This is a genomic window from Pedobacter sp. (assembly GCF_041662865.1).
Lineage (GTDB): Bacteria > Bacteroidota > Bacteroidia > Sphingobacteriales > Sphingobacteriaceae > Pedobacter.
This window is the reverse complement of the sequence record NZ_JBAZRL010000021.1, coordinates 17965-40841: the sequence shown is the minus strand read 5'-3', so window position 1 is coordinate 40841 and position 22877 is coordinate 17965. Positions and strand designations below refer to the sequence as shown.

23 protein-coding genes and 1 tRNA gene are annotated in these 22877 nt (G+C 35.0%); 11 read left to right on the top strand and 13 right to left on the bottom strand.

The features are described from left to right. Positions 1 to 6 precede the first annotated feature (6 nt). The 7 genes from WC622_RS09070 to WC622_RS09040 all read right to left on the bottom strand — a co-directional run bounded on the left by WC622_RS09070 (position 7) and on the right by WC622_RS09040 (position 7109). Complete coding sequence (locus tag WC622_RS09070) at positions 7 to 723, bottom strand: 2-phosphosulfolactate phosphatase (RefSeq protein WP_372819354.1); 717 nt, start codon at positions 721 to 723, stop codon at positions 7 to 9. A gap of 113 nt (positions 724 to 836) precedes the next feature. Next, positions 837 to 1916, bottom strand: coding sequence for a glycine cleavage system aminomethyltransferase GcvT (gene gcvT, locus WC622_RS09065; RefSeq protein WP_372819352.1), 1080 nt, complete (start codon positions 1914 to 1916; stop codon positions 837 to 839). 149 nt (positions 1917 to 2065) lie between these two features. Continuing rightward, positions 2066 to 3268 (bottom strand): glycosyltransferase family 4 protein, encoded by a 1203-nt coding sequence (locus tag WC622_RS09060; protein WP_372819350.1) that lies wholly within the window; start codon positions 3266 to 3268, stop codon positions 2066 to 2068. Positions 3269 to 3284: 16 nt separating this feature from the next. Further along, a complete protein-coding gene (locus tag WC622_RS09055) occupies positions 3285 to 3896 on the bottom strand; it encodes a ribonuclease HII (protein ID WP_372819348.1) in 612 nt (203 codons plus the stop codon). Positions 3897 to 3917: 21 nt separating this feature from the next. After that, positions 3918 to 5006, bottom strand: a complete 1089-nt coding sequence (locus WC622_RS09050; RefSeq protein WP_372819346.1) for an ABC transporter permease — start codon at positions 5004 to 5006, stop codon at positions 3918 to 3920. A 5-nt stretch (positions 5007 to 5011) separates the two neighbouring features. Continuing rightward, entirely contained in the window at positions 5012 to 6154 is a 1143-nt protein-coding gene (locus WC622_RS09045; RefSeq protein WP_372819344.1) for a glycosyltransferase, read from the bottom strand. Next, positions 6132 to 7109, bottom strand: a complete 978-nt coding sequence (locus WC622_RS09040) for a hypothetical protein (protein WP_372819342.1) — start codon at positions 7107 to 7109, stop codon at positions 6132 to 6134. Before WC622_RS09040 ends, WC622_RS09045 begins: the two co-directional genes overlap by 23 nt. A 43-nt stretch (positions 7110 to 7152) precedes the next feature. Between WC622_RS09040 and ruvC the strand changes: the two genes are divergently transcribed. Further along, positions 7153 to 7716, top strand: a complete 564-nt coding sequence (ruvC, locus tag WC622_RS09035; RefSeq protein WP_372819340.1) for a crossover junction endodeoxyribonuclease RuvC — start codon at positions 7153 to 7155, stop codon at positions 7714 to 7716. A 2-nt stretch (positions 7717 to 7718) separates the two neighbouring features. Here ruvC and WC622_RS09030 read toward each other — a convergent pair whose 3' ends face one another. From WC622_RS09030 to ileS, 5 genes are all read right to left on the bottom strand, one after another. Then, on the bottom strand, positions 7719 to 8240 hold the full coding sequence (locus tag WC622_RS09030) for a GNAT family N-acetyltransferase (protein ID WP_372819338.1): 522 nt from the start codon (positions 8238 to 8240) through the stop codon (positions 7719 to 7721). Between the two features lie 2 nt (positions 8241 to 8242). Next, positions 8243 to 8935, bottom strand: coding sequence for a DUF1080 domain-containing protein (locus WC622_RS09025; RefSeq protein WP_372819336.1), 693 nt, complete (start codon positions 8933 to 8935; stop codon positions 8243 to 8245). A gap of 100 nt (positions 8936 to 9035) precedes the next feature. Beyond that, a complete protein-coding gene (locus WC622_RS09020) occupies positions 9036 to 9638 on the bottom strand; it encodes a lipoprotein signal peptidase (RefSeq protein WP_372819334.1) in 603 nt (200 codons plus the stop codon). Further along, positions 9638 to 10021 carry a TraR/DksA C4-type zinc finger protein gene (locus tag WC622_RS09015; protein WP_173271671.1) on the bottom strand — a complete coding sequence of 128 codons (384 nt, stop codon included), beginning with the start codon at positions 10019 to 10021 and terminating at the stop codon, positions 9638 to 9640. Before WC622_RS09015 ends, WC622_RS09020 begins: the two co-directional genes overlap by 1 nt. A gap of 5 nt (positions 10022 to 10026) precedes the next feature. Beyond that, positions 10027 to 13458: an isoleucine--tRNA ligase gene (ileS, locus tag WC622_RS09010; RefSeq protein ID WP_372819331.1), complete on the bottom strand. Its 3432-nt coding sequence runs from the start codon at positions 13456 to 13458 to the stop codon at positions 10027 to 10029. An 82-nt stretch (positions 13459 to 13540) separates the two neighbouring features. Between ileS and WC622_RS09005 the strand changes: the two genes are divergently transcribed. Then, on the top strand, positions 13541 to 13726 hold the full coding sequence (locus tag WC622_RS09005; protein WP_372819329.1) for a hypothetical protein: 186 nt from the start codon (positions 13541 to 13543) through the stop codon (positions 13724 to 13726). An 11-nt stretch (positions 13727 to 13737) separates the two neighbouring features. Further along, on the top strand, positions 13738 to 13986 hold the full coding sequence (locus tag WC622_RS09000; protein ID WP_372819327.1) for an isoleucyl-tRNA synthetase: 249 nt from the start codon (positions 13738 to 13740) through the stop codon (positions 13984 to 13986). A 226-nt stretch (positions 13987 to 14212) separates the two neighbouring features. Here WC622_RS09000 and WC622_RS08995 read toward each other — a convergent pair whose 3' ends face one another. Then, positions 14213 to 16567: an RND family transporter gene (locus tag WC622_RS08995; protein WP_372819325.1), complete on the bottom strand. Its 2355-nt coding sequence runs from the start codon at positions 16565 to 16567 to the stop codon at positions 14213 to 14215. Positions 16568 to 16718: 151 nt separating this feature from the next. On the opposite strand from WC622_RS08995, the gene WC622_RS08990 reads away from it, so the two are divergent. The 8 genes from WC622_RS08990 to WC622_RS08955 all read left to right on the top strand — a co-directional run bounded on the left by WC622_RS08990 (position 16719) and on the right by WC622_RS08955 (position 22865). Then, positions 16719 to 17066, top strand: coding sequence for a diacylglycerol kinase family protein (locus tag WC622_RS08990; RefSeq protein ID WP_372819323.1), 348 nt, complete (start codon positions 16719 to 16721; stop codon positions 17064 to 17066). 3 nt (positions 17067 to 17069) lie between these two features. Beyond that, complete coding sequence (gene recO, locus WC622_RS08985; protein WP_372819321.1) at positions 17070 to 17795, top strand: DNA repair protein RecO; 726 nt, start codon at positions 17070 to 17072, stop codon at positions 17793 to 17795. A gap of 99 nt (positions 17796 to 17894) precedes the next feature. After that, positions 17895 to 17972, top strand: a tRNA-Val gene (locus WC622_RS08980). A 52-nt stretch (positions 17973 to 18024) separates the two neighbouring features. Then, positions 18025 to 18276 carry a GIY-YIG nuclease family protein gene (locus WC622_RS08975; protein WP_372819319.1) on the top strand — a complete coding sequence of 84 codons (252 nt, stop codon included), beginning with the start codon at positions 18025 to 18027 and terminating at the stop codon, positions 18274 to 18276. Positions 18277 to 18599: 323 nt separating this feature from the next. After that, a complete protein-coding gene (locus WC622_RS08970) occupies positions 18600 to 19562 on the top strand; it encodes a formylglycine-generating enzyme family protein (protein ID WP_372819317.1) in 963 nt (320 codons plus the stop codon). Between the two features lie 32 nt (positions 19563 to 19594). Next, positions 19595 to 20926, top strand: coding sequence for a Gfo/Idh/MocA family protein (locus WC622_RS08965; RefSeq protein WP_372819315.1), 1332 nt, complete (start codon positions 19595 to 19597; stop codon positions 20924 to 20926). A gap of 6 nt (positions 20927 to 20932) precedes the next feature. Continuing rightward, on the top strand, positions 20933 to 21940 hold the full coding sequence (locus WC622_RS08960; RefSeq protein WP_372819314.1) for an FAD:protein FMN transferase: 1008 nt from the start codon (positions 20933 to 20935) through the stop codon (positions 21938 to 21940). Between the two features lie 58 nt (positions 21941 to 21998). After that, entirely contained in the window at positions 21999 to 22865 is an 867-nt protein-coding gene (locus tag WC622_RS08955; protein ID WP_372819312.1) for an aldose 1-epimerase family protein, read from the top strand. Positions 22866 to 22877: the final 12 nt, after the last annotated feature.

The following is a 22877-nucleotide window of genomic DNA, read 5'->3' as shown; positions in this document are numbered from 1 at the left end:
ATAAAATTAATACCTTAACGCTACCAACTTATTTCCTTCTAAAACAGGAATAGCTTCACAAACATCTAGCTTTAAGCAAAACTGAACATCCTCTTCAATATTTAACGCTGCCAATCTATGACTGTGAGAAGATTTATGCAAATAGGTTCTCAAGTCATCCTTAGCCATCAAATACATATCTTCTGCCACCACGCAAGCATCATCACTATGCTTAAAATCATTGCGCAAAGCATTTACCACAGCACCAGCAAACAAAGTATCCTCTAAATTGAAATTATCCTTCCAACCAGCGCAAAGCAATAACACATTTTTATCCTGTGTTTTTAGCCAATTACATAAAGCAGTTATATTTAAAAAAGATCCAATCACAACTTGGTGTGCCCTTTCTTGAGCCATATGCATCGCCTTAGTGCCATTCGTAGTGGTTAGTACAACCGTTTTACCACCAACCTTTTCTTTAGTGTAAGAAAACGGCGAGTTTCCAAAATCATAACCTTCAACAACTTCGCCATTACGTTCGGCAGCTAACAAAAATCCCGTATCAGCATAAGCTAAACAATCTTCTACATGTGCAACCGGAATAATAGTCTCAGCGCCATTATCTATCCCATAAGTAATGGATGATGTTGCTCTCAGTATATCAATTACTACAACTATACTGTTTTCAATAGCATATAAATTTAATAGAGCGGGAGTTAAGCAAACTTCAATTGTTCTAGACATATTGGGATTGTGGGTTGAGAGTTACAAATCTAGCCATCCAAACTGCAACACTATTTATAAATTGCGAGTTGTACGCATCCAAACCTGTAACACACAACTCGCAACCACTAACACTACTTATAGAATGGAAACTTAACAATCTTAGCTTTGATTTTGCTATTTCTAATATCGATAAAAATCTCCGAACCCTCTTTCGACAGCTCTTTCTTTACATAGCCCATGCCTATTGCTTTTTGCAAAGACGGAGACTGAGTACCCGAAGTTACTTTACCAATCACAGTTCCTTCAGCGTCTACAATTGGGTAATCATGACGCGGAATGCCACGGTCTATCATTTCAAAACCAATTAATTTACGTTCAACGCCAGCCTCTTTTTGGGCTAATAACGCTTCCGAATTAGTAAACGGTTTAGTGAATTTTGTAATCCATCCTAAACCAGCTTCAATAGGCGATGTCGTATCATCAATATCATTACCATACAAACAGAAGCCCATTTCTAAACGCAACGTATCACGAGCAGCTAAACCAATTGGCATAATTCCGTATTCAGCACCAGCAGCAAAAATGGCATCCCACATTTGCTCAGCATATTTATTCTCAAAATAAATTTCAAAACCACCAGCACCAGTATAACCCGTAGCCGAAACCACAACATTTTCAACACCAGCAAAAGTTCCTTTTTTGAAAGAATAATATTCCATCGATGCCAAATCAATGTCCGTTAAACTCTGCAAAGCATCAGCAGCCTTTGGTCCTTGTATCGCTAAAAGTGAAGTATGATCAGAAATGTTGTGCATTTCAACATTGCCCGTATTATATTTTTGTATCCAATTCCAATCCTTCTCAATGTTCGATGCATTAACCACCAACATATATGTTTTCTCGTCTATGCGATATACCAATAAATCATCAACAATACCGCCGTCAGTATTTGGCAAGCAAGAATATTGCACTTTTCCATCGTATAATTTCGATGCATCGTTACTCGTTACCCGCTGAATTAAATCCAAAGCACCATCTCCCTTTAATATAAATTCGCCCATGTGGCTTACATCAAAAACACCAACCCCGTTTCTAACGGTAGCATGTTCTACATTAATACCCTGATATTGTACAGGCATATTGTAACCTGCAAACGGCACCATTTTAGCACCTAATGATATGTGTTTTTCTGTTAATGCGGTATTCTTCATTTGTAATTTATATAATCTTAGCGGGTAAAAATACTAAGAATAGCGCAATGTTTTAAGGTTAAGTTAATTTAAACAGCATTATATAATCGAAAAACAAAGGCAGCATTGCATCGCAAGTCCAGCCCCGCGGCAACGGCGAGCTAAAAACCTTAACTCTTTACCAAAATCTCATAAATCGCTAACATCCGCGTAGCGTTGCCATTAATATCATGATCTCGTTCTACTGTTTTGCGAGCATGTTTACCAATTTCTCGCCAGCGGTTGGGTTGGGTGATGCATTGTAAAATCGAACGGTAAAATTCATCAGGAGTATCTGCAATTAGTATATCTTTTCCATGTTCACACTTAATGCCTTCCGCCGCCATAGTAGTAGCAATAATGCACTTTTGCATAGCCATACCTTCTATAATTTTTACCCGCATCCCACTACCAGATAACAAGGGCACAATCATAATGGCTTTAGAATTCATAAATTCTACTGCATCAAAAACTTCTCCCTCAACTATTAAATTATCCGAATCGTAATCGAAAAACTGTTTTTGCATGTTTTTACCAGCAATATAAAAACGCAATTCGCCGCTTAGTTTTTCTATGTCGGGCCAAATTTCATCTAAGAACCATTCCAATCCCTCTTTGTTTGGGCGCCAATCCATTGCTCCTAAATGAAACAAAGTAGGGAAACTGGTTTTCTTTACGTCTACTTGGTATTTCTCAAAATCTATCGCTACTGGAAAAACATCTAACCGTGTTTGACAACCCAAACGTAATATATTTTGCCTATCTGGATCGCTTATAGCAAACACTTGGTGAAAACGATTAATTTGCTCGGTTTCATAAACTTTTAATCTCCGAGATAAAAACTCTAAATACTTTCTCCGAGGTGTAAATTGCTCTCGAGCAGCCAAACGTTCCCAAACATCAAATTCTATGTTATGCGCTCTATAAATCAGCTTTGCTTTGCTATATTCTTTAACAAGATCTAAATAAGGAACAACAAATAGTCCTTCAAACTGGATGATATCAAACTCGTTCTCTCGTAAAACATTTTCTAATAATTTAGCCGCATCATCGTCGTAAAATCTTGAAACGTTGTACGATTGATTAGAGAAAATATTGAAGAAGGCACCCCAAATATTTACTTCGGTATCTATATTAAAGGAGTGAAAATTGATTTGCTCAAAAACGGCGTCGTAAATATCATCAACATCCACCTTGTGTTTTGAAGCATTAATACTGAACAATGAAACCTCTACATTTAAACTAAGCAAGCCCTTTATAGTGTTGTACACCACAATTGGATAGCCACTATTTGGCGGGAAAGGTACTCGATTTGTTAAAATAAGGATTTTCACACCATGAAATTACGAATTATAGTTCTTCTTCAAAAGAAAGACGTAATTGAGGGTCGCTTATCGTAAAAGTTTTACGATGGAATGGTGATAATCCAATTTCTATAACCGCTCTTCGATGAGCTATTGTAGGGTAGCCTTTGTTTTGTTGCCAATTGTATTGAGGAAACTCCACAGCAAGGTTAGTCATAAACTCATCGCGATGTGTTTTTGCTAAAATTGAAGCTGCCGCGATGTTTAGGTATTTCCCATCACCTTTTATAATACAACTATGTGGAATTTGAGGATAAGCTTTGAAACGGTTACCATCAATGCTTAAATATTGGGGCTGGGTAGTTAATTTTTCTATCGCCCTATGCATGGCTAAAAATGAAGCATTTAATATGTTAATGCGATCAATTTCTTCGTGATCTACAGTTGCTACTGCCCAAGCAACGGCTTCTTTCTCTATAATAGGGCGTAAGGTTTCGCGTTGAAGATGGTTTAATTGTTTCGAATCTGTTAACTCTTCTAAATAAAAATCTCTAGGTAAAATTACTGCAGCAGCAAATACTGGTCCGGCAAGGCAACCTCTTCCTGCTTCATCACAACCTGCTTCTATAAATTCTTGCTGATAACAGTTTAATAACATCTTAAAAATAATTTCAAATAGTTAAACGCTCACGTTTTGTCCTTTTACATCAAAAGCATCACGTAAGCCAATGGCTAATAAATTAAACGCATAAACAGTAAGCATAATTGCCAAGCCTGGTAAAATTGCTAAATAAGCTGCATCCATAATAATATAGCCGTAATGTTCTTTTATCATGGTACCCCAACTTGGCATGGGAGGTTGTGCGCCAAAACCTAAAAAGCTTAATCCGGTTTCTAATAAAATAGCTGATGCGAAATTAGCTGATGCGACTACTAATATTGGTCCGGCTATGTTGGGTAAGATGTGTTTTGCTATTGTACGACTTGTAGAAAAACCTAATGCTTTGGCTGCTTCTACAAATTCTACTTCTTTTAGTGCCATCACTTGCCCGCGAACTAAACGTGCAACATCTACCCATGTAGATAAACCAACGGCGATAAAGATTTGCCAAAAGCCTTTACCTAATGCAAAAGAAATGGCTATAACAAGTAATAAAGAAGGTAATGACCAAATTACATTCATAAACCAGCTAATGCTGGCATCGGTTTTACCACCAAAATAACCAGCAATTGCACCTAAACTTACGCCAATACATAGGGAGATTAATACGGCCATTAAGCCAACTGATAGCGATACTCGGATGCCTAAAATTAATCTACTTAGTAAATCTCTTCCGTAAATATCTGTACCTAAATAAAAAGTTTGTGTATAACGATTTGTACCAGAAACTAAAGGATAAGCAATTTCTTCTGCCTGCTCATCATCGCCTATGTACTCTCTAGCGAAGATTTTATTTCCTACTTGGCGATAAGATGTAATTGGAATGCTTTTAAAATCGGCTTCTTGACCGTACAACATTTTCTCAAAAATATTTACTTTTTTAATGCTGTTATTTCTGCTGATAATTAGAAAATCAAAAGATCTACCTGGTTTTTTATTGGTGATTTGCAGATGCATGGTGTTGGCATATGGTGTTTGATCTGGCGTAATTAAATAGCCTAAAATACCCATTACCATTAATAAAAGAATAAATATCAATCCACCAAACGCTAGCTTATTGCGTTTAAATCTATTCCATATTTTTTTTGAGGGGCTATTATTATTCATCGTAATTATTTAACCATACGGTCTTTCCAATTGTATTTTCCAAAGTTACCTGCAATACCAATGTAAACGAAGTAAATAATATGCAAGACATTCATTATTGGCAGTAAAACTAATAATTGTTTCCGTTTAAAGAAGCTAGTTACGTTGTTTAAAAAAATCAATTCGACACCAATTTTACAAATTAATTGAAAAAGTAAAAACCAGCCACTTTCTCCATTAGGAAAAATAATGGCCAACATAGCATTTACAATAATGCTGAGATTAAATAACCAAATACTTATACCTAATACAATAACCAATTTATCTTTATAACGTGTGCTTTTAGATGCCCATCGCTTACGCTGTTGTATAAATTCTGAAAGTGTTGGTTTTGCATGTGTAAACACTATGGCGTCTCTATTTTTTAAAAACCCAATTTTACCTTCGTAAATAGCGGCCATTTTATGTAACAGTAATTCATCATCGCCAGAAGCTAAATCATCAATCCCTTTAAAGCCTCCAACATCAAAAAACGCTGCTCTTTCGTAAGCTAGATTTGCACCATTACAAGTACTTGGGTTGTTGTTACCAATAGTTGATGCCCCTAAACCAATTAAATAAGAAAACTCTAAGGTTTGTATTCTTTCGAAAAAACTTTTTTCTTCAAAATAAGCCACAGGCGATGATATCATTTTATAATTATTGGTTTCATAGCAATTAACAACAGTTTTTAACCAATTAGTTCCCATCCTGCAGTCTGCATCTGTTGTAATAATGAGTGTGCCGGTTGCTTCGCCTATTGCGGTTTGTATGGCTTTCTTTTTATAGGAGTTTAAAGCATTTGCCTCATTAAGCTGAATTAGTTTTACACCTGAGCCTGCATAGGATGAAATAATTTGCGAAGTTTTATCAGTAGAATGATCATCAATTACAATAATTTCGACTAATTTTTTATAGTAATCTTGAGCTAAAAGATCATCAATTGTTTTGGCTATTTTATCTTCTTCATTACGGGCAGCAATTAATATCGAAACCTTTGTTTTAGGTAAATTATGATTCCGTTTATACGGGATAATTTTTGCCCAACCTCTTATGAATGTCCCTACTACTAGCACATAAATTAGGGTTAAAAAAACAGTAAAATAACTAAGTACGCTGATTACTTCCAAAGAAATTGAGTTTAAAAACGAAATACGACCCTAATATAGCAGGAATTATAATATTGATAAGCCAAATACTTGCAATACATGCTACAACTGCTGTATTTTGTTGTGTTACATATTTAAAGAAAAACAGGCCGGTTATACTTCTAATGCCAATATCTAGCAAATCTAAAGAAGGCAATAACGATTGAACAAAGAACAAGATACTCACTAACATTACGATATCTAAAAAGTGAAGCTCAGGAATAAGCCACAAAAACATGATGAAATATTGCGTACTAAATACTAGGTATCGAGCTAAGCAAAAGAGTAAAATTCTAAGTAATTCGGCTTTTTTATATCGAGCCAAAATAGAATAGAATTTTTTATACTTCCTGGTAAAACGCATAGATAACAGAATGCCATTTAACCATTTAATGTTGAAGAAGAAAATGAGAAAAACCATGCAAAATGCAATAGTTAGAGCAACCGCTGCTAAAAACAAGCGATGATCTATTGATGTAAACCTATATACAAAAATACAAATTGCAACTGCACCAAAAACATTGGTTAAGACTAACTGACCAATCTGGCCAACTGCCATTGCTACTACACCAACTATTCTTCTTTTGGGTGAAAGAAAAAATACTCTACCCCCGTATTCTCCCAATCGGTTTGGTGTAAAAACTGCCCAAGTTAATCCGCAAAAAACAGATTCAATAGCCAGCCATATACTAATGGGTTCTACTTGTTTAATTAATCGTTTCCATTTTAAGGCCTCCAAACCCCAATTTATCAACATTAAAGCAACAACAATAGAAAGTATTGTCCAGATTTGAGATTTGGGCATTGCATTTAATAGCGATATAAATTTCTTTAAATCATTATTGGCGATAAGTTTTACATAGATAAACCAAAATGCAAAAACTACAATCGCGATTTTAATACTGATGGAAAATTTTTTTTTGTATTGAGGTGTCAAATTTTTGCTTTTTGATTGTGCAAATATGCTTAATATTGTTGTAATGTTGATTGAAAAAAAGGAACGTGTAATTATGGGTATCGACCCAGGTACAGCCATTATGGGTTACGGTATTGTTTTAGAAAAGGGGAGTAAAATTGAATTGGTTGGCATGGGGATTGTAAAAATGAACCATTTAGATGATCACTTTTTAAAACTTCAACGCATTTTTGAAAAAACAATTGCTTTAATTGACGAATATAAACCAGATGTTTTGGCTATTGAAGCCCCATTTTATGGTAAAAATATTCAGGTAATGTTAAAATTGGGTAGAGCTCAGGGAATTGCAATGGCTGCAGCTTTATCTAGAAATATCTCTGTTACTGAATACGCTCCTCGAAAAATTAAACAATCTATAACGGGTAAGGGGACAGCTAGTAAAGAGCAGGTTGCTGCTATGTTGCAACGGTTGCTGGGTTTTAAAGAAACTCCAGAGTTTTTAGATGCTACTGATGGTTTGGCTGTTGCTGTTTGTCACTCTTTTCAAAGAATTAGCACTGCTAATACTGGAAAATCTTATTCTGGTTGGGATGCTTTTGCTAAGGATAATAAGAAAAGAGTTAAGTAAATTTATTGGGGTTTATCTACTTGATATACAAAATTTAATTTAACAGGTTCTCCGTAATAAGCCACCTCTAGCTCCCCAATTTTTTTAGCACCTAATTTTTCTGTCGCCTTTTGGGATCTGAAATTAGTTTCACCAATGTGCAAGATTATTTTATCTACAAATTGGAAAGCATAATCAAACATTAAGTTTTTTAATGCTTTGTTATGGCCTTTGCCCCAATACTCCCTTCCAATAAAAGTATAGCCAACAGCCACAGAATTGTTTTCTTCATCTAATTCGTAATACCTAGAGCTTCCAACAATTTTTCCAGTTTCTTTTTCATACACTAAAAAAGCTCCTTTAGATTCCATTGCGCCTTTAAAGAAATTATGAAATACTTCTCTTTGGTAACGATTTTTATTAGGGTGTTGTTCCCAAATTAGTGGATCGGAAGCTACTTCATATAACTTATCAAAATCTTCTTCTTGCAAAGGAACAACTTTAATTAGCTCATTTTCTAGTGTGGGTTGTAAATCAAATTCCATACTTATTTGCTAAGTTTTTTGATCGGTTTTAATAACAACTTTTTAAACTCAACTTCAGAACCCTCTGCTTGTAATGCAATCTGACCTTTATCAACTGTACAATTCGTTCCTTCATTAACTAAAACTCCATTTACCCAAACTTTAACAGAGTTCTTATAACATTCAATCACCATCGTATTCCATTCTCCTAAAGGTTTTTCACTTCCATCCGTTAGGTTTTTAATTCTACGCAATTTATTTCCATTAATACCCCAATTTTCTTTTGGTCCACGACGAGCTTCCATATCAGGAACAGTAATGTCTTCTTCTATACACCAAAAATCGCCAGCATCTTGATGTTGCATTTGAACCTCTAAAGATTTTGGGAACATACCATATAATGCTCTTGGTGTAGATGCATGAATTAAAACCCCGCAATTACCAGGTTTTCCCGCAAAGCGATATTCAACTTCTAAACGATAATCCTGATAAATAGCATCACTAATTAAATGACCCCTCGGATCTCCAAGACTAACCAACATTCCATTCCTCACTATAAAAGCATCTGGAGTTTTTGGATCTTTATCTTTTGCTGGTACATCTGCATGCCAACCGTTTAAAGTTTTTCCGTCAAAAAGACTTTTTTGTTGAGCTAAAGCTGGAGATATAGATAATCCAGTTATGATAAAAATAAGAATGAGCTTGAATTTTTGCATGATTTTAGGTTTGATCTTTCTCAAATATAATCATCTAAATTAAAAAAGCCATTTAGCTTTTAAAACTAAATGGCTTTATATAAATCAAGTCTTATCCTACTTAATCCTCAACAGTTTCATTATTTATTCCGACCTCATCTTTCACTTCTTCTTTAAAATAACGTTTCTGGAAGATTAAAATCGCAATTACACCAACTGAAATTGCAGCATCTGCTAAATTAAATACTGGACGGAAGAATTCAAATGACTCGTTGCCCCAAATAGGAAACCAAGATGGAAATGTTCCTTTAACAATTGGGAAATAAAGCATATCAACAACTCTTCCATGAAACAGGGTCTCATATTTATAAATCACCCCGTAAAACACTGAATCAATAATATTACCTAAAGCTCCAGCAAAAATCAAAGCCACGTTTAATATTAAGCCACGGTGGTATTTGCGCTTAATTAAATAATGCAATCCATATCCAATTCCAACTACAGCAAGCACTCTAAATAAGGATAAAGCCAGCTTGCCAAATTCACCGCCAAACTCTAATCCAAATGCCATACCGTTATTTTCTGTAAAATGGATAATAAACCAATCGCCAATAATTTTAAATTCCTGACCTAAGAACATATGTGTCTTAATCCAAGTTTTTAAAACCTGATCAGCAATTAATACCAAAAATATAAGTAGTAAGGGTTTTGTATATCCTTTCATTAACCTTGTTTCAGTTTAGCTTCCATACTTAACGTAGCGTGAGGTACAGCACGTAAGCGTTCTTTTTGTATTAACTTTCCAGTTTCTCTACAGATACCGTACGTTTTATTTTCAATGCGCACTAAAGCAGCCTCTAAATTATCAATAAACTTTTTTTGACGAGCAGCTAATTGATTGATTTGCTCCTTTTCTAAAGTTGCAGAACCATCTTCAAGCGTTTTGTAAGCACCAGAAGTATCTTCAGTTCCGTGCGAGTTCGGGTTACTTAACGACGAGGTTAGTGAAAGGAACTCTTCCCTTGAACTTTTTAATTTTCCTTGGATCAGCTCTTTAAACTCTTGTAATTCGCTATCAGAATAGCGGGTTTTCTCAGTTTTTTCCATATTATTTATTGTTTTGCAATCGAAATTTGTAGTTCAACATCTTCGATTACTATTTTGTTTCCATTATCTATGCTTTCTGACAAAACTAAGTCATTAGCTAATATTTCTGCGCAAATGTAGGCTTTGTTTTGCATTACTGCATCTGCAATGATATTATCGTGTTGTAAATTTACCGTAATGCGATCTGTAACTTCAAAATTTAACTCTTTTCTAAGGTTTTGAATACGATTAATTAACTCACGCGATAAGCCTTCTTGTTTCAACTCTGTTGTAATACTTACATCCAAAGCAACTGTTAAATTGCCCAAATTGGTCACTTGCCAACCTGGAATATCTTCAGCAATAATTTCTACATCACTTAAAACGATCGAGTAATTTGTATGTGGTATTAGGATTGAGCCTTCTTTTTCAAATTTAGCTAAATCTTCTTGCGAGATATTTTGAATAGCCTCAGTTACTAATTTCATATCCTTACCAACTTTTGCACCTAAAGCTTTAAAGTTTGGTTTTACTTTTTTCTTGATAAAACCAGCGGTATCTTTTATAAAATCGATTTCTTTGATGTTAGTTTCTGATAAGATTAAATCTTTAACCAGCTCTACTTTTATTTGGAAGTTGTCATCTAATACAGGAATTAAAACCTTCGCCAATGGCTGACGAACATTGATGCCCATTTTCTTGCGCAACGATAAAACCATCGAAGAAATGTTCTGTGCCAATTCCATTCGCTCATTTAAATCGTAGTCGATTAATGTTTCATCAACTTCGTTCCAAATTGTTAAGTGAACAGATTTTGCAGTATGAACTTCTGGATTTGCTTCTGTTAATCGAATATATAACCAATCTGCAAAAAACGGAGCAACTGGGCTCATGATCTGCGAAATGGTCATTAAACAAGTAAACAAAGTTTCATAAGCAGCTTTTTTATCTTCCGTCATTTCACCTTTCCAGAAACGGCGACGAGATAAACGGATGTACCAGTTACTTAAATGTTCATCAACAAAAGTTTGGATTGCTCTAGCTGCCTTGGTAGGTTCATATGCCTCGTAACTTTCGTCAACTTCTTTGATTAATGTTTGCAATAAAGATAAAATCCAACGGTCTAATTCGCTTCTTTGCGCAATTGGAGTTTGGCTTTCTAAGTCGATTTCAAACTTGTCGATATTTGCATAAAGCGCAAAGAAAGAGTAGGTATTATAAAGCGTTCCGAAGAATTTACGGCGAACTTCATCCAATCCATCTAAGCTAAATTTCAAGTTATCCCAAGGTGATGCGTTTGAAATCATATACCAGCGTGTGGCATCAGCACTATAAGTATCAATTGTGCTAAATGGGTCAACAGCATTGCCTAAACGTTTAGACATTTTGTTGCCATTTTTATCTAACACTAATCCGTTAGAAACCACATTTTTATAAGCAACACCTAAGTTATTTACGTGTTTGTTGATTGCTTTAATTTCATCGCTGCTTTCGCTTAACATTACGGCGATGGCGTGCAAAGTAAAGAACCAACCACGAGTTTGGTCAACACCTTCAGCTATAAAATCTGCTGGATATGCATTTTCAAATTCTTCTTTATTCTCAAAAGGGAAGTGCCATTGCGCATAAGGCATTGCGCCGCTATCAAACCAAACATCGATAAGGTCTAATTCGCGTGTCATTTTTTCGCCTTTGGCAGATACTAAAATCACATCATCCACATAAGGACGGTGCATATCTTTTAGCTCGAAACCAGCAGGCATAAAACCAGCATCGATAGATTTTTGGATTTCTGCATTCAGCTCTGCTATAGAACCAATACATTTTTCCTCCAAGCCATCTGCTGTGCGCCAAATTGGTAATGGTGTACCCCAATAACGAGAACGAGATAAATTCCAGTCAACCAAGTTTTCTAACCAGTTGCCAAAACGCCCAGTTCCTGTAGCTTCAGGTTTCCAGTTAATGGTTTTGTTCAATTCCACCATTTTCTCCTTAACGGCAGTTGTTTTGATAAACCAACTATCCAATGGATAATATAAAACTGGTTTATCTGTACGCCAGCAATGAGGGTAAGTGTGAACGTATTTTTCTACCTTAAAGGCTTTATTTTCTTCTTTTAATTGAATGGCCAGCTCAACATCAACAGATTTCTCTGGCGCATCTCCATCTGCATAATATTCGTTTTTAACGTATTTACCACCATAATTGCCACCTAAAGAGGCGATGAATTTTCCTTGTAAATCTACCAAAGGAACGGCGTTGCCTTTATCATCCAAAACCAACATCGGCGGAATTTCTGGTGTCGCCAATTTAGCAACACGAGCATCATCTGCACCAAAAGTAGGAGCAGTGTGAACAATACCTGTACCATCTTCTGTAGTTACAAAATCTCCAGAAATTACTCTAAAAGCATTTTCTGCATTTTGGTAAGGAAGTGCATAAGGCAATAATTGTTCGTATTTGATGCCGACTAAAGCTTCGCCTTTACATTCGGCTAATATTTGGTAAGGGATTTTCTTGTCTTCAGCTTTGAAGTTGTTAAAATCTTCATCAGCCTCTGCCAAAAAGTATTTGCCAGCAAATTGTTTGCCTACCAATGCTTTTGCTAAAACAACTTGTATTGGCTCAAAAGTATATTGATTGAAAGTTTTAACTAAAACATAATCAATTTTTGGCCCAACTGTTAAAGCGGTATTACTTGGCAAAGTCCAAGGAGTGGTTGTCCAAGCAAGGAAATAATCCTCCCCCAACCCCTCCGAAGGAGGGGAGTTAAAAGCCTTTGAAATGGAATTTCCATTTCCCCCTTTGGGGGTTAGGGGGACTTTAAACTGGGCTACTATGGTGGTATCGCTTACATCACGATAAGTTCCAGGTTGGTTTAATTCATGAGAACTTAATCCTGTTCCTGCTGCTGGCGAGTAAGGTTGTACAGTATAACCTTTGTATAATAATCCTTTTTCGTAGAAAGATTTTAAAATCCACCAAAGGGTTTCGATATATTCATTGTGGTAAGTAACGTAAGGGTTTTGCAAATCAACCCAATAACCCATCTTTTCGGTTAAATCGTTCCAAACATCTGTATAGCGCATTACCTCTTCTTTACAGGCAGAATTATATTCTTCGACAGAAATTTTCTTTCCGATATCGTCTTTAGTAATGCCTAATTTTTTCTCAACAGCAAGTTCAATTGGAAGCCCGTGAGTATCCCATCCGCCTTTGCGTTTAACTTGGTAACCTTTTAAGGTTTTGTAACGGCAAAAAATATCTTTAATAGCACGAGCCATAACGTGGTGAATACCAGGCATTCCGTTTGCAGAAGGCGGACCTTCGTAAAAAGTAAAAGGCTTAGCTTTTGAGCGAGTAGAAATGCTTTTTTCAAATATCATTTCCTCTTTCCAAAACTTAAGTATTTCTTCTCCTATTTTAGCTAGTTCTAAAGTTTTAAATTCCCTATACATCAATCAAGTATCTTCAAAAATTAAAGGATGCAAAGCTAAGGTTTTAGAATGAATTTTGGTAGTTTTGAATTCAATTTGTTTTATGGAAAAACGACTAAAAACCGGACTTATTTTTATGGTTGCCGCAGTGGTGTTAATGCCGGTTGCTATTTTGCTAAAAAATAGTAATGAAACACTAACTATTGCGGTTCTTATTTTCACCATGTTTTTAGAACTTATTGGACTAATCTTTGTTATATTGAGTATCATTAAAAAAAGAAAAATCTAAAGCTCAAGGCCATGCTAAAAGTTTTGAAATTACAAAAAGGCGTATATTCCATTATTCTAGGAATTTTGGCGCTTATTGCTGCTCGAATAATGAATAGCTATAAAGTAGAAGGAAGTAATTTTGTACTTGGCGTTTCTGGAGTACTTTTAATTATTGGTGCATTATTATTCCTGTACCCAATTCTTTTTGCAAAAAAGGTTGATAACGAAGGTGAGGAAGTTGAACTAAAACCAGTTGAAAAGGATAGTACAGACCAATAGTTTTGACATTGCAATGGAAAATATTAAAACAGATTTAGTGTGGTTTTGCACTGTTTACCGTCGGTATAGGCTCGGTATACCGTCGGTTCACCGTCGAAATGGGCTTTTCGACGGTGAACCGACACAGGATCGACGGTAAAGCGACGGTAAAAACTCATGTTTTTACTCAGTTTGTCGATATCTATAATTACAAATGCCCCAAAAGATTTAAAAATAAATTTAAAATTTAATGATCAATCTTTTCCTCATTTCTAGCAGCTTCATCTGCTGGAATTAATTTGCGAGCTTTCTTAGCATCTAACCATAACATTAATGCTGGTAATAAGGTTAAATTGAAAACCAAAGCCACAATTAAGGTAATGGAAAGTAATAAACCTAAAACTACTGTGCCGCCAAAAGTTGATGCAGTGAAAATACCAAATCCAAAAAATAAGATTAAAGCAATGTGTGTCATGCTTACTCCAGTTTCTCTAATCGTATCCGAAACCACTTTTGCAACGCTGTAATTTGTTAACGTTAATTCTTGCTGATAGCGTGTTAAAAAGTAAATAGTTTGATCAGATGCTAAACCAAAGGCGATGGTGAAAATTAAAATGGTTGAAGGCTTAAGTGGAATATTAAAATAACCCATCAGTCCTGCTGTAATTACCAAAGGGACAATATTTGGCAATAAAGAGATGAACATAATGCCTAAGCTTTTAAACTGTGCCAAACGCAAAAGCGAGATTAAAACAATTGCTAATCCGATACTCTCGAATAAATGTTTTAACAGATAATCTGTTCCTTTTGAGAAAATAATACTGGATCCTGTTAATTCTACATTGTATCGTTTAGGTGATAAAATAGAATCAATTCGAGGTTTAAGTTCTACTAATACTGCATCTAAACGTTTAGAGCCAATATCAGCCATTTGAAAACTTACACGAGCAGTCTGTTTATCCTTATCCACAAAATTGGTGAGCATATTCCCGTTACCTTTGCCAGAGTTGGCAGCGTAAGCTAAAATGAAATTCTTTTCAATGTCAGTTGGTAAACGATAAAATGCAGAATCGCCATTGTAAAATGCTTGGGATGCATATTTTAGGCCAGTATTTAAAGAAATAGAACGTGAAAATTCTGGATAGGAAGCAATCATCCTTTCCATTTTATCAATTTTATTTAGCGTTGAAATACTTAAAATTCCATTTTTCTTTTTAGTGTCGACACTAATTTCTAATGGTAAAATTCCTTCAAAATTCTTTTCAAAAAACTTTAAATCTGTTAAAATTTCTGAGCTTTTAGGTAAATCATCTACTACATATCCATTTATATTTATTTTGTAAATCCCAATGAACGATATAGCTGTTAAAATAAGTGTCACGACATAAATTAATACACTTTTTTGCTGAACTAACACATCGGTTTTTGCCAATAGATGATCTAAAAAATTTGGAATATGTTTAGCATTTGCTTTTCCTTTTGGCATTGGCAAATAGCTGAAAATAATTGGAATTAAGCAAAGACACATTAACCAGGTAAACATTACATTTAAAGCAGCTACGCTACCAAATTGCATTAATAATTCGCTACCCGTAAAATATAAAACCCCAAAACCAATCGCTGCAGTTACATTCGCAATTAGCGTGGTAACGGCAATTCTTTCAATGGTAATAGCTAGTGCCTTTTGTTTATCACCATGTTTTTTGAGTTCGTTATGGTATTTATTTAACAGTAAAATACTATTTGGAATGCCGATAATTACAATTAGTGGTGGAATTAATCCTGTTAATATAGTAATCTCATAGCCGAATAACACCAAAGTCCCAATACTCCATATTACACCCATAATTACCACCAAAATAGGGAAGAATACAGCGTAAAAGCTTCTGAAAAAGATTAATAATATTAATGCAGAAACTAGTATTGACAAGCCTAAGAAAAGCACAAACTCATTAGAAACCAGTTTGCTTGTTGCGGTTCTAATAAATGGCAAACCTGATAAATGAACTTCTATGTTAGTGCTTTTTTCAAAAGCTTGGGCTTTTGCTTCTATTTCCTTTAATATCGGGTTTCTTTCAACTGAATTTAATATCTTAATATCGAAGGTAATGGCCATTAATGTAGCGTTACTTTCTTTATTAAATAACAATCCGCTATAAAAAGGCATTCCTTGTATCTTGTTTTTTATCGAATCCATTTCTGTATCCGTTTTAATCAAGCCACTCGGAATTGGACTAACCACAAATTTTTGATTAACTGTGTCTTTTTGTAGTTCGAACAGCTTTCCTATAGATAAAACTCCTTTTATCCCTTTTAATTTTTGGATTTCATCTGATAATTGTATCCACTTGTTATAATTTTCTTTTTTATAAATGTCTGGGCTTTGAACACCTAAAACCATTACACTGCCATCTTCTCCAAACGTCTTTTTAAAAGCGTTGTACTTAATAAAAACTGAGTCGGTTAATGGTAAAATCTTACTGCCAGCATAAGAAAGTTTTAAATTTCGAGCATGCCAAGCCATAAAAATGGTTGCAATAAGGAAAAAAAGGATAATTAGAATTCGGTTTTGAAGTATAGCTCTGGAGAGTTTAGCCCACATAATCAACTGCGTTTTAAAAAAGTAAAGAAAGTATAAAAATGGCTTAATGCAAAATCTACACCGATATTTCGCTTTAGTTTAACATAAAAAAAGAGGTATTGTTTTGCATTGAAATACACATCCCACAATTTTGATGTATTTTAGCATCATCATGAAAAGGTTTTTAAAAAGTTTTTTTTATGCGTTCAAAGGTTTAGCATATGCTTTTAAAACACAACTAAACTTTAAAATTCATTGCTTTTCTGGAGTTTTGGTGATATCATTAGGATTATACCTCAATCTGTCAATTATAGAATGGTTGTGGATTAGTTTGGCAATCGCATTGGTCTTAATTTTAGAATTAATTAATACTGCAATTGAGGTTTTGGTAGATTTAATCTCACCCCAACAACATCCAAAAGCTGGAGCGATTAAAGATATTTCCGCAGCTGCGGTTTTAATCTCAGCCTTGCTTGCTTTGGGTATCGGATTACTTATTTTTGTTCCAAAGTTGATTTAATAAATGCTACACAAAACCCGTGGAATTGTTTTAAAAACTACTTTGTATAGCGAGAGCAGTGTGATTGTTCAAGTTTTTACAGACAAATTTGGCATACAATCGTACTTGATTAATGGTGTAAAAAAGGCAAAAGCAAAAATACCGATGAATGTTTTACAGCCTTTGCATTTGTTGGATATGGTGGTTTATCATAAAATGAATACGCAAATTCAACGTGTAGCCGAAGCTCGACCATTGCCGGTTTTTCGCTCTATCCCTTATCAAGTAATTAAAAATACAATTATTCAATTTCTGAATGAAGTGCTCTATAAAAGTATCCGACAGCAAAATACTGATGAAAATCTTTTCGACTTTATTTACAATGCGATTAGTTGGTTTGATGAAACAGATGAACCGAGCATAAATTTTCATTTGGCTTTTTTGCTTAAGCTGTCGCGATTTTTAGGGTTTGCTCCACATGCTCAAACTCGTAACGATCAAAAATATTTCGATTTACAAGAAGGAGATTTTACTTCTATACCTCCAATTCACCCTTACTTTATTAATAAAACGGAAGCTGATTACTTTTTATTGCTATTTAATACACCGTTTGAAAGGCTAAATGAAATAAAAATTGACAACAAAATTAGAAGATTAATTTTAGATAAAATATTGGTTTACTATACGTTACATACAGCATCTTTTGGACAAATTAAATCTCATCAAATACTGGAGGATGTGCTTTCTTAAAAAAAGTGAAATTATTTTTGCAAAACAGTTAGAAGACACTATATTTGCAATCCCAAAACGAAGGAACATTTATTAAGTTTAACGTTAAGGAAACCAAAAGGGAAATTAGCTCAGCTGGTTCAGAGCACCTCGTTTACACCGAGGGGGTCGGGGGTTCGAACCCCTCATTTCCCACCAAAAGCCTTTCAGGAAACTGAGAGGCTTTTTTTTTAAATTATTATATTTAGAGATGTATTTTCTTTATATTCTTTATTCAAAACTTCGCAATAAATACTATGTTGGTTCAACTGGAGATATTGAGGGAAGGCTACAATCCCACAATTCAAATCATTCGGGTTTTACTGGTCATGCTGGGGATTGGGTTGTCGTTTATCATGAAAGTTTTGAGAAGAAAGAAGAAGCTTATGCTAGGGAAAGAGCGATAAAGAAATGGAAAAGTAGAAAGTTAATAGAAGCGCTAATTAATTCAGCTGGTTCATAGCATTCCGATTTAAATCGGAAGGGTCGGGGGTTCGAACCCCTCATTTCCCACCAAAAGCCTTAGAGAAATCTGAGGCTTTTTTATTTTAAAAGCATATATTTAGTAAAAAATTCTTTCATACTCATGGATAGTGCTCGCAAAAGAAGAATTGTATCTCTTATCATTCTTGTTGTCATCGCAATAGTTATTGCCAAAGCTTGCAATTTTAATATTGGAAATATATTTCCAGGTAATAATTCCTAAATTATCTTTTAGCTAAAAAATGTTAATCCTTAGTTAATATCTGCATCTGATTCTGATTTTCTTTTTCTATTTTTAAATCCATGAACTATAAACTAGGGATGGCTTGGTTATTAATACTAATCAGTTTTAAATCAGTAGCGCAACAAAAGCACGAAACTTATATACAAAAATTAGAAGGCACGAAACTTTCATTTGATATGCAAGCTATACCAGCTGGAAATTTTTTAATGGGTAGTAAAAATGGCAATGCCGATGAAAAGCCAATTCATAAAGTAAAACTCGATCCTTTTTGGATGAGTAAAGTGGAAGTAACTTGGGATGTTTTTGAGCCCTTTCTCTACAAAGATTACGAAGTAAATAATACTGCATCTGTTTCTGCACAAGTTGATGCCGTTACGCGACCAACAAAGCCATATTTAGATATGACCTTTGGGATGGGAAAGCAAAATCATCCGGCATTGGCAATGACTCAATATAATGCAATCCAGTTTTGTAAATGGTTATATGCTAGAACAGGTGTTTTTTATCGCTTACCAACCGAAGCAGAATGGGAGTATGCTTGCAAAGCAGGAAGTAATGAAGATTACTATTTTGGCAACGACAGTAAAAAATTAAGCGAATACGCTTGGTTTAATTCAAATAGTGGAAAGAAAACTCATGAAGTCGGTTTAAAAAAACCAAATGCTTGGGGTTTACATGATATGCTTGGGAACGTTGCAGAATGGACATACGACGAATACAGACCTGATTTTTATGCCAGTTCTGGTCAAACAGAAGTTAAAAACCCAGTTGCAATTGCTGATAAACTGTATCCATTAGTTATTCGTGGAGGCTCTTACGAAGACGATGCAAAAGCACTTCGCTCTGCTGCAAGAAGAGCATCAGATCCAGTTTGGAAACAAATTGACCCACAAATACCTAAAAGTAATTGGTGGTTTCCAGAAGCACCTTTTATTGGTATACGTTTAGTACGGCCAGTTAACACTCCAACAAAAGAGGAGATTGACGCTTATTATAATCGACCTCCAATAGCAGATTACTAACTAAATATACACACCTGATAAAACCAAAACTAATGAACGACAACAACAAAACACACAACGAACGTAGAGAATTTCTAAAAGCCTCTGCGCTTGTAGCTGGCGGCGTAATGATGAGCGGCTATTCTTGGGCAGGTATGCCATCTTCTAATGATGATACCATTAAAATTGCCTTAATTGGTTGCGGAGACAGAGGAACGGGAGCTGCATTTCAAGCTTTAAGTACCAAGTTTAATTTAAAATTGGTAGCAATGGCTGATGCTTTTCAGGATCGCCTAGATAATAGTTACAAAGCAATCTCCACCAAATTTGGAGCAAAAGTTGATGTACCTAAGGAGCGTCAGTTTGTAGGTTTTGATGGCTATAAGCAAGCTATCGCATTGGCGGATGTAGTTTTATTGGTAACTCCTCCAGGTTTCAGACCAATTCATTTTGAAGAAGCTGTTAAACAAGGGAAACATGTTTTTATGGAAAAACCAGTAGCGGTAGATTCTCCAGGAATTAGAAGAGTTTTAGCTGCAGCTGAATTAGCAAAACAGAAAAAATTAAATGTAGTGGTTGGTTTACAACGTAGATATCAAACCAATTATAGAGAAACGCTAAAAAGAATACAAGATGGTGCTATTGGCGATGTTGTTTCTGGTCAAGTGTATTGGAATAGCGGTGGGGTTTGGGTAAAACCACGTACAGCAACTCAAACTGAAATGGAATATCAAATGCGTAATTGGTATTACTTTAATTGGTTATGTGGAGATCACATTGTAGAACAACATGTGCATAATATAGATATCGCGAATTGGGTAAAAAATGCATATCCTGTTTCTATTCAGGGTACTGGAAGTAGAGCGTGGAGAACTGGTAAAAATTACGGAGAAATTTATGATAACCATGCAGTAGAACTTACTTACGCGGATGGTTCCGTAATTTACAGTCAATGTCGACACTTTGAAGGAACAAATAATCGTGTTGATGAAAGTTTTCAAGGTACAAAAGGCAAGGTTTACCTTTCAGCAAATAATTCTGGAATTTTATGGGATCATAAAGGCAAAGAAATCTTTAACCATAACACTAAGGGGAATGCCAATCCTTACCAAACAGAACACGACGAATTATTTGCGGCAATTACTAACAATGAATATAAATTTTGGGATGCAGAACGAGCTGCTAAAAGTTGTTTCACAGCTATAGTTGGGCGTTATGCAACTTATTCTGGAGAAGTTATTAAATGGGATGATGCGCTAAAAGCGGAAAATAGCCTTTTTCCAGAACAATTAAGTTGGGATGCTAAACCAAGAGTTTTACCAGATGCAAACGGACTTTATCCAGTAGCCATGCCAGGTAAAACCAAAGTGTTAGGTCAATCGTAAAACTTAATGCAATCACATTTAAAATACTTTTTAATAGGGTCATTTGTTTTTCTTTCCGCAGCAAATCGTTTGCCTTTGCGTGAGTTTAAAATGAGTGGTTATGCGCAAGGAACAAGTTATTCGATTAGCTATTTTGCTACCGATAGCCTAGTTTCCCAAACACAAGTAGATAGTATTTTAAATGTGATTGATTTATCAATGTCGCTATACAAACCGAATTCAGCTATCAATAAATTCAATACATCTGAAACAGGAATAGCCTTGGATTTTCATTTTGCAAAAGTAGTGAAGCGATCGTTCGATATTTTTAAAGATAGCAATGGCATATTCGATATTACTGTGGCTCCTTTAGTGCAATATTGGGGTTTTGGACCTAAATCATTAACAGATAAACCAAATACAGAAACCATCGAAAGTATTATGCAATGCGTTGGAATGGATAAGCTTGAGCTCACAAAAGATTACCTCACCAAAAAGAAATCCTGTGTAAGCATAGATTTAAATGGTATTGCGCAAGGCTATTCGGTAGATGTGGTAGCAGATTTTATGCTTGCCAAAGGGATTAAAATATTTGTAGTAGAAATTGGTGGAGAATTACGTGTAAAAGGACCTAAACCTGATGGTAAAATAATGCGCATTGGTATCGAAGGACCGAGTGAAACTCCAAATGCAGAACCAGGTATTAAACACATCATGTCGTTTACAGAAGGCGCTGTAACTACATCAGGTAATTACCGTAAATATCTAACTAACGGCTCAAAAAAAATCTCTCATTTAATTAATCCAAAAACGGGTTACCCGTTAGCTAATGAAATGATAAGTGCAACTGTTTTTGCACCAGATGCAATTACTGCTGATGGTTATGACAATGTACTTATGGGAATGACGGTAAAAGAAGCCTTAACCTTTGTTGAAGCACACAAGAATTTAGAAGCCTACCTCATTTATAAAAAATCGGATGGTAAAATAGCCGACACACTCACTACTGGTTTTAAAAAGATGATTATCAATTAAATGTTATTTAATGTTAATTTCGTAATCATTAGATCCCAATTTTCTATTTTTAAGCGGTATGATATTTATAGAGAATGAACACATAAAAGTATCCTTTGCTGCAAAAGGCGCAGAGTTACAAAGTATTTTAGGTACGGATAGTTTAACTGAATATATGTGGAGTGGCGACGCCAATTATTGGGGTAAGTTCAGCCCTGTTTTATTTCCAATAGTTGGTGCTTTAAAAGACAATATGTATCAGTTTGAAGGTAAAACATACGAATTATCACGACATGGATTTGCTCGAGATTTGGAATTTGAATACCATCATATCAATGAACAAGAAATTCTTTTTACACTGATGCATAGTGATGATACCTTAAAAGTTTATCCCTTCGAGTTTAAGTTAAGTTTGCGATATAAACTCTCTGGTGCAAGTTTAGCCTGTACCTATGAAGTAACTAATCCTGCAGAAAAAGATTTGTTATTTTCTGTCGGTGGGCATCCAGCGTTTGCTGTTCCTTTAAACAAACAAGGCGCATATACCGACTACTTTTTACAGTTTAATAAAGACACAGAATTAACTTATCATCACATTGTGAATAATTTAATTTCAGATAAAAAATCTGTTTTAAAACTAGATGAAGGCAAACTTACCTTACAACATGAATTGTTTTATGAGGATGCTTTAGTCTTTAAAAATTTAAAGAGCGATAGTATTTCTATTTTAAACACTAAAAATTATAACGGCTTAGAATTCAATTTTAAAGATTTTCCTTACTTCGGTATTTGGGCCGCAAAAGATGCAGACTTTGTATGTTTAGAACCTTGGTGTGGTATCGCCGATGGCATAAATCATAATCAGCAATTGAAAGATAAAGAAGGCATAGTTACTTTAAATCCAACGCAACACTGGCAAAGAAAATGGCAAGTAACTTTCTTTTAACGTAATAAACTA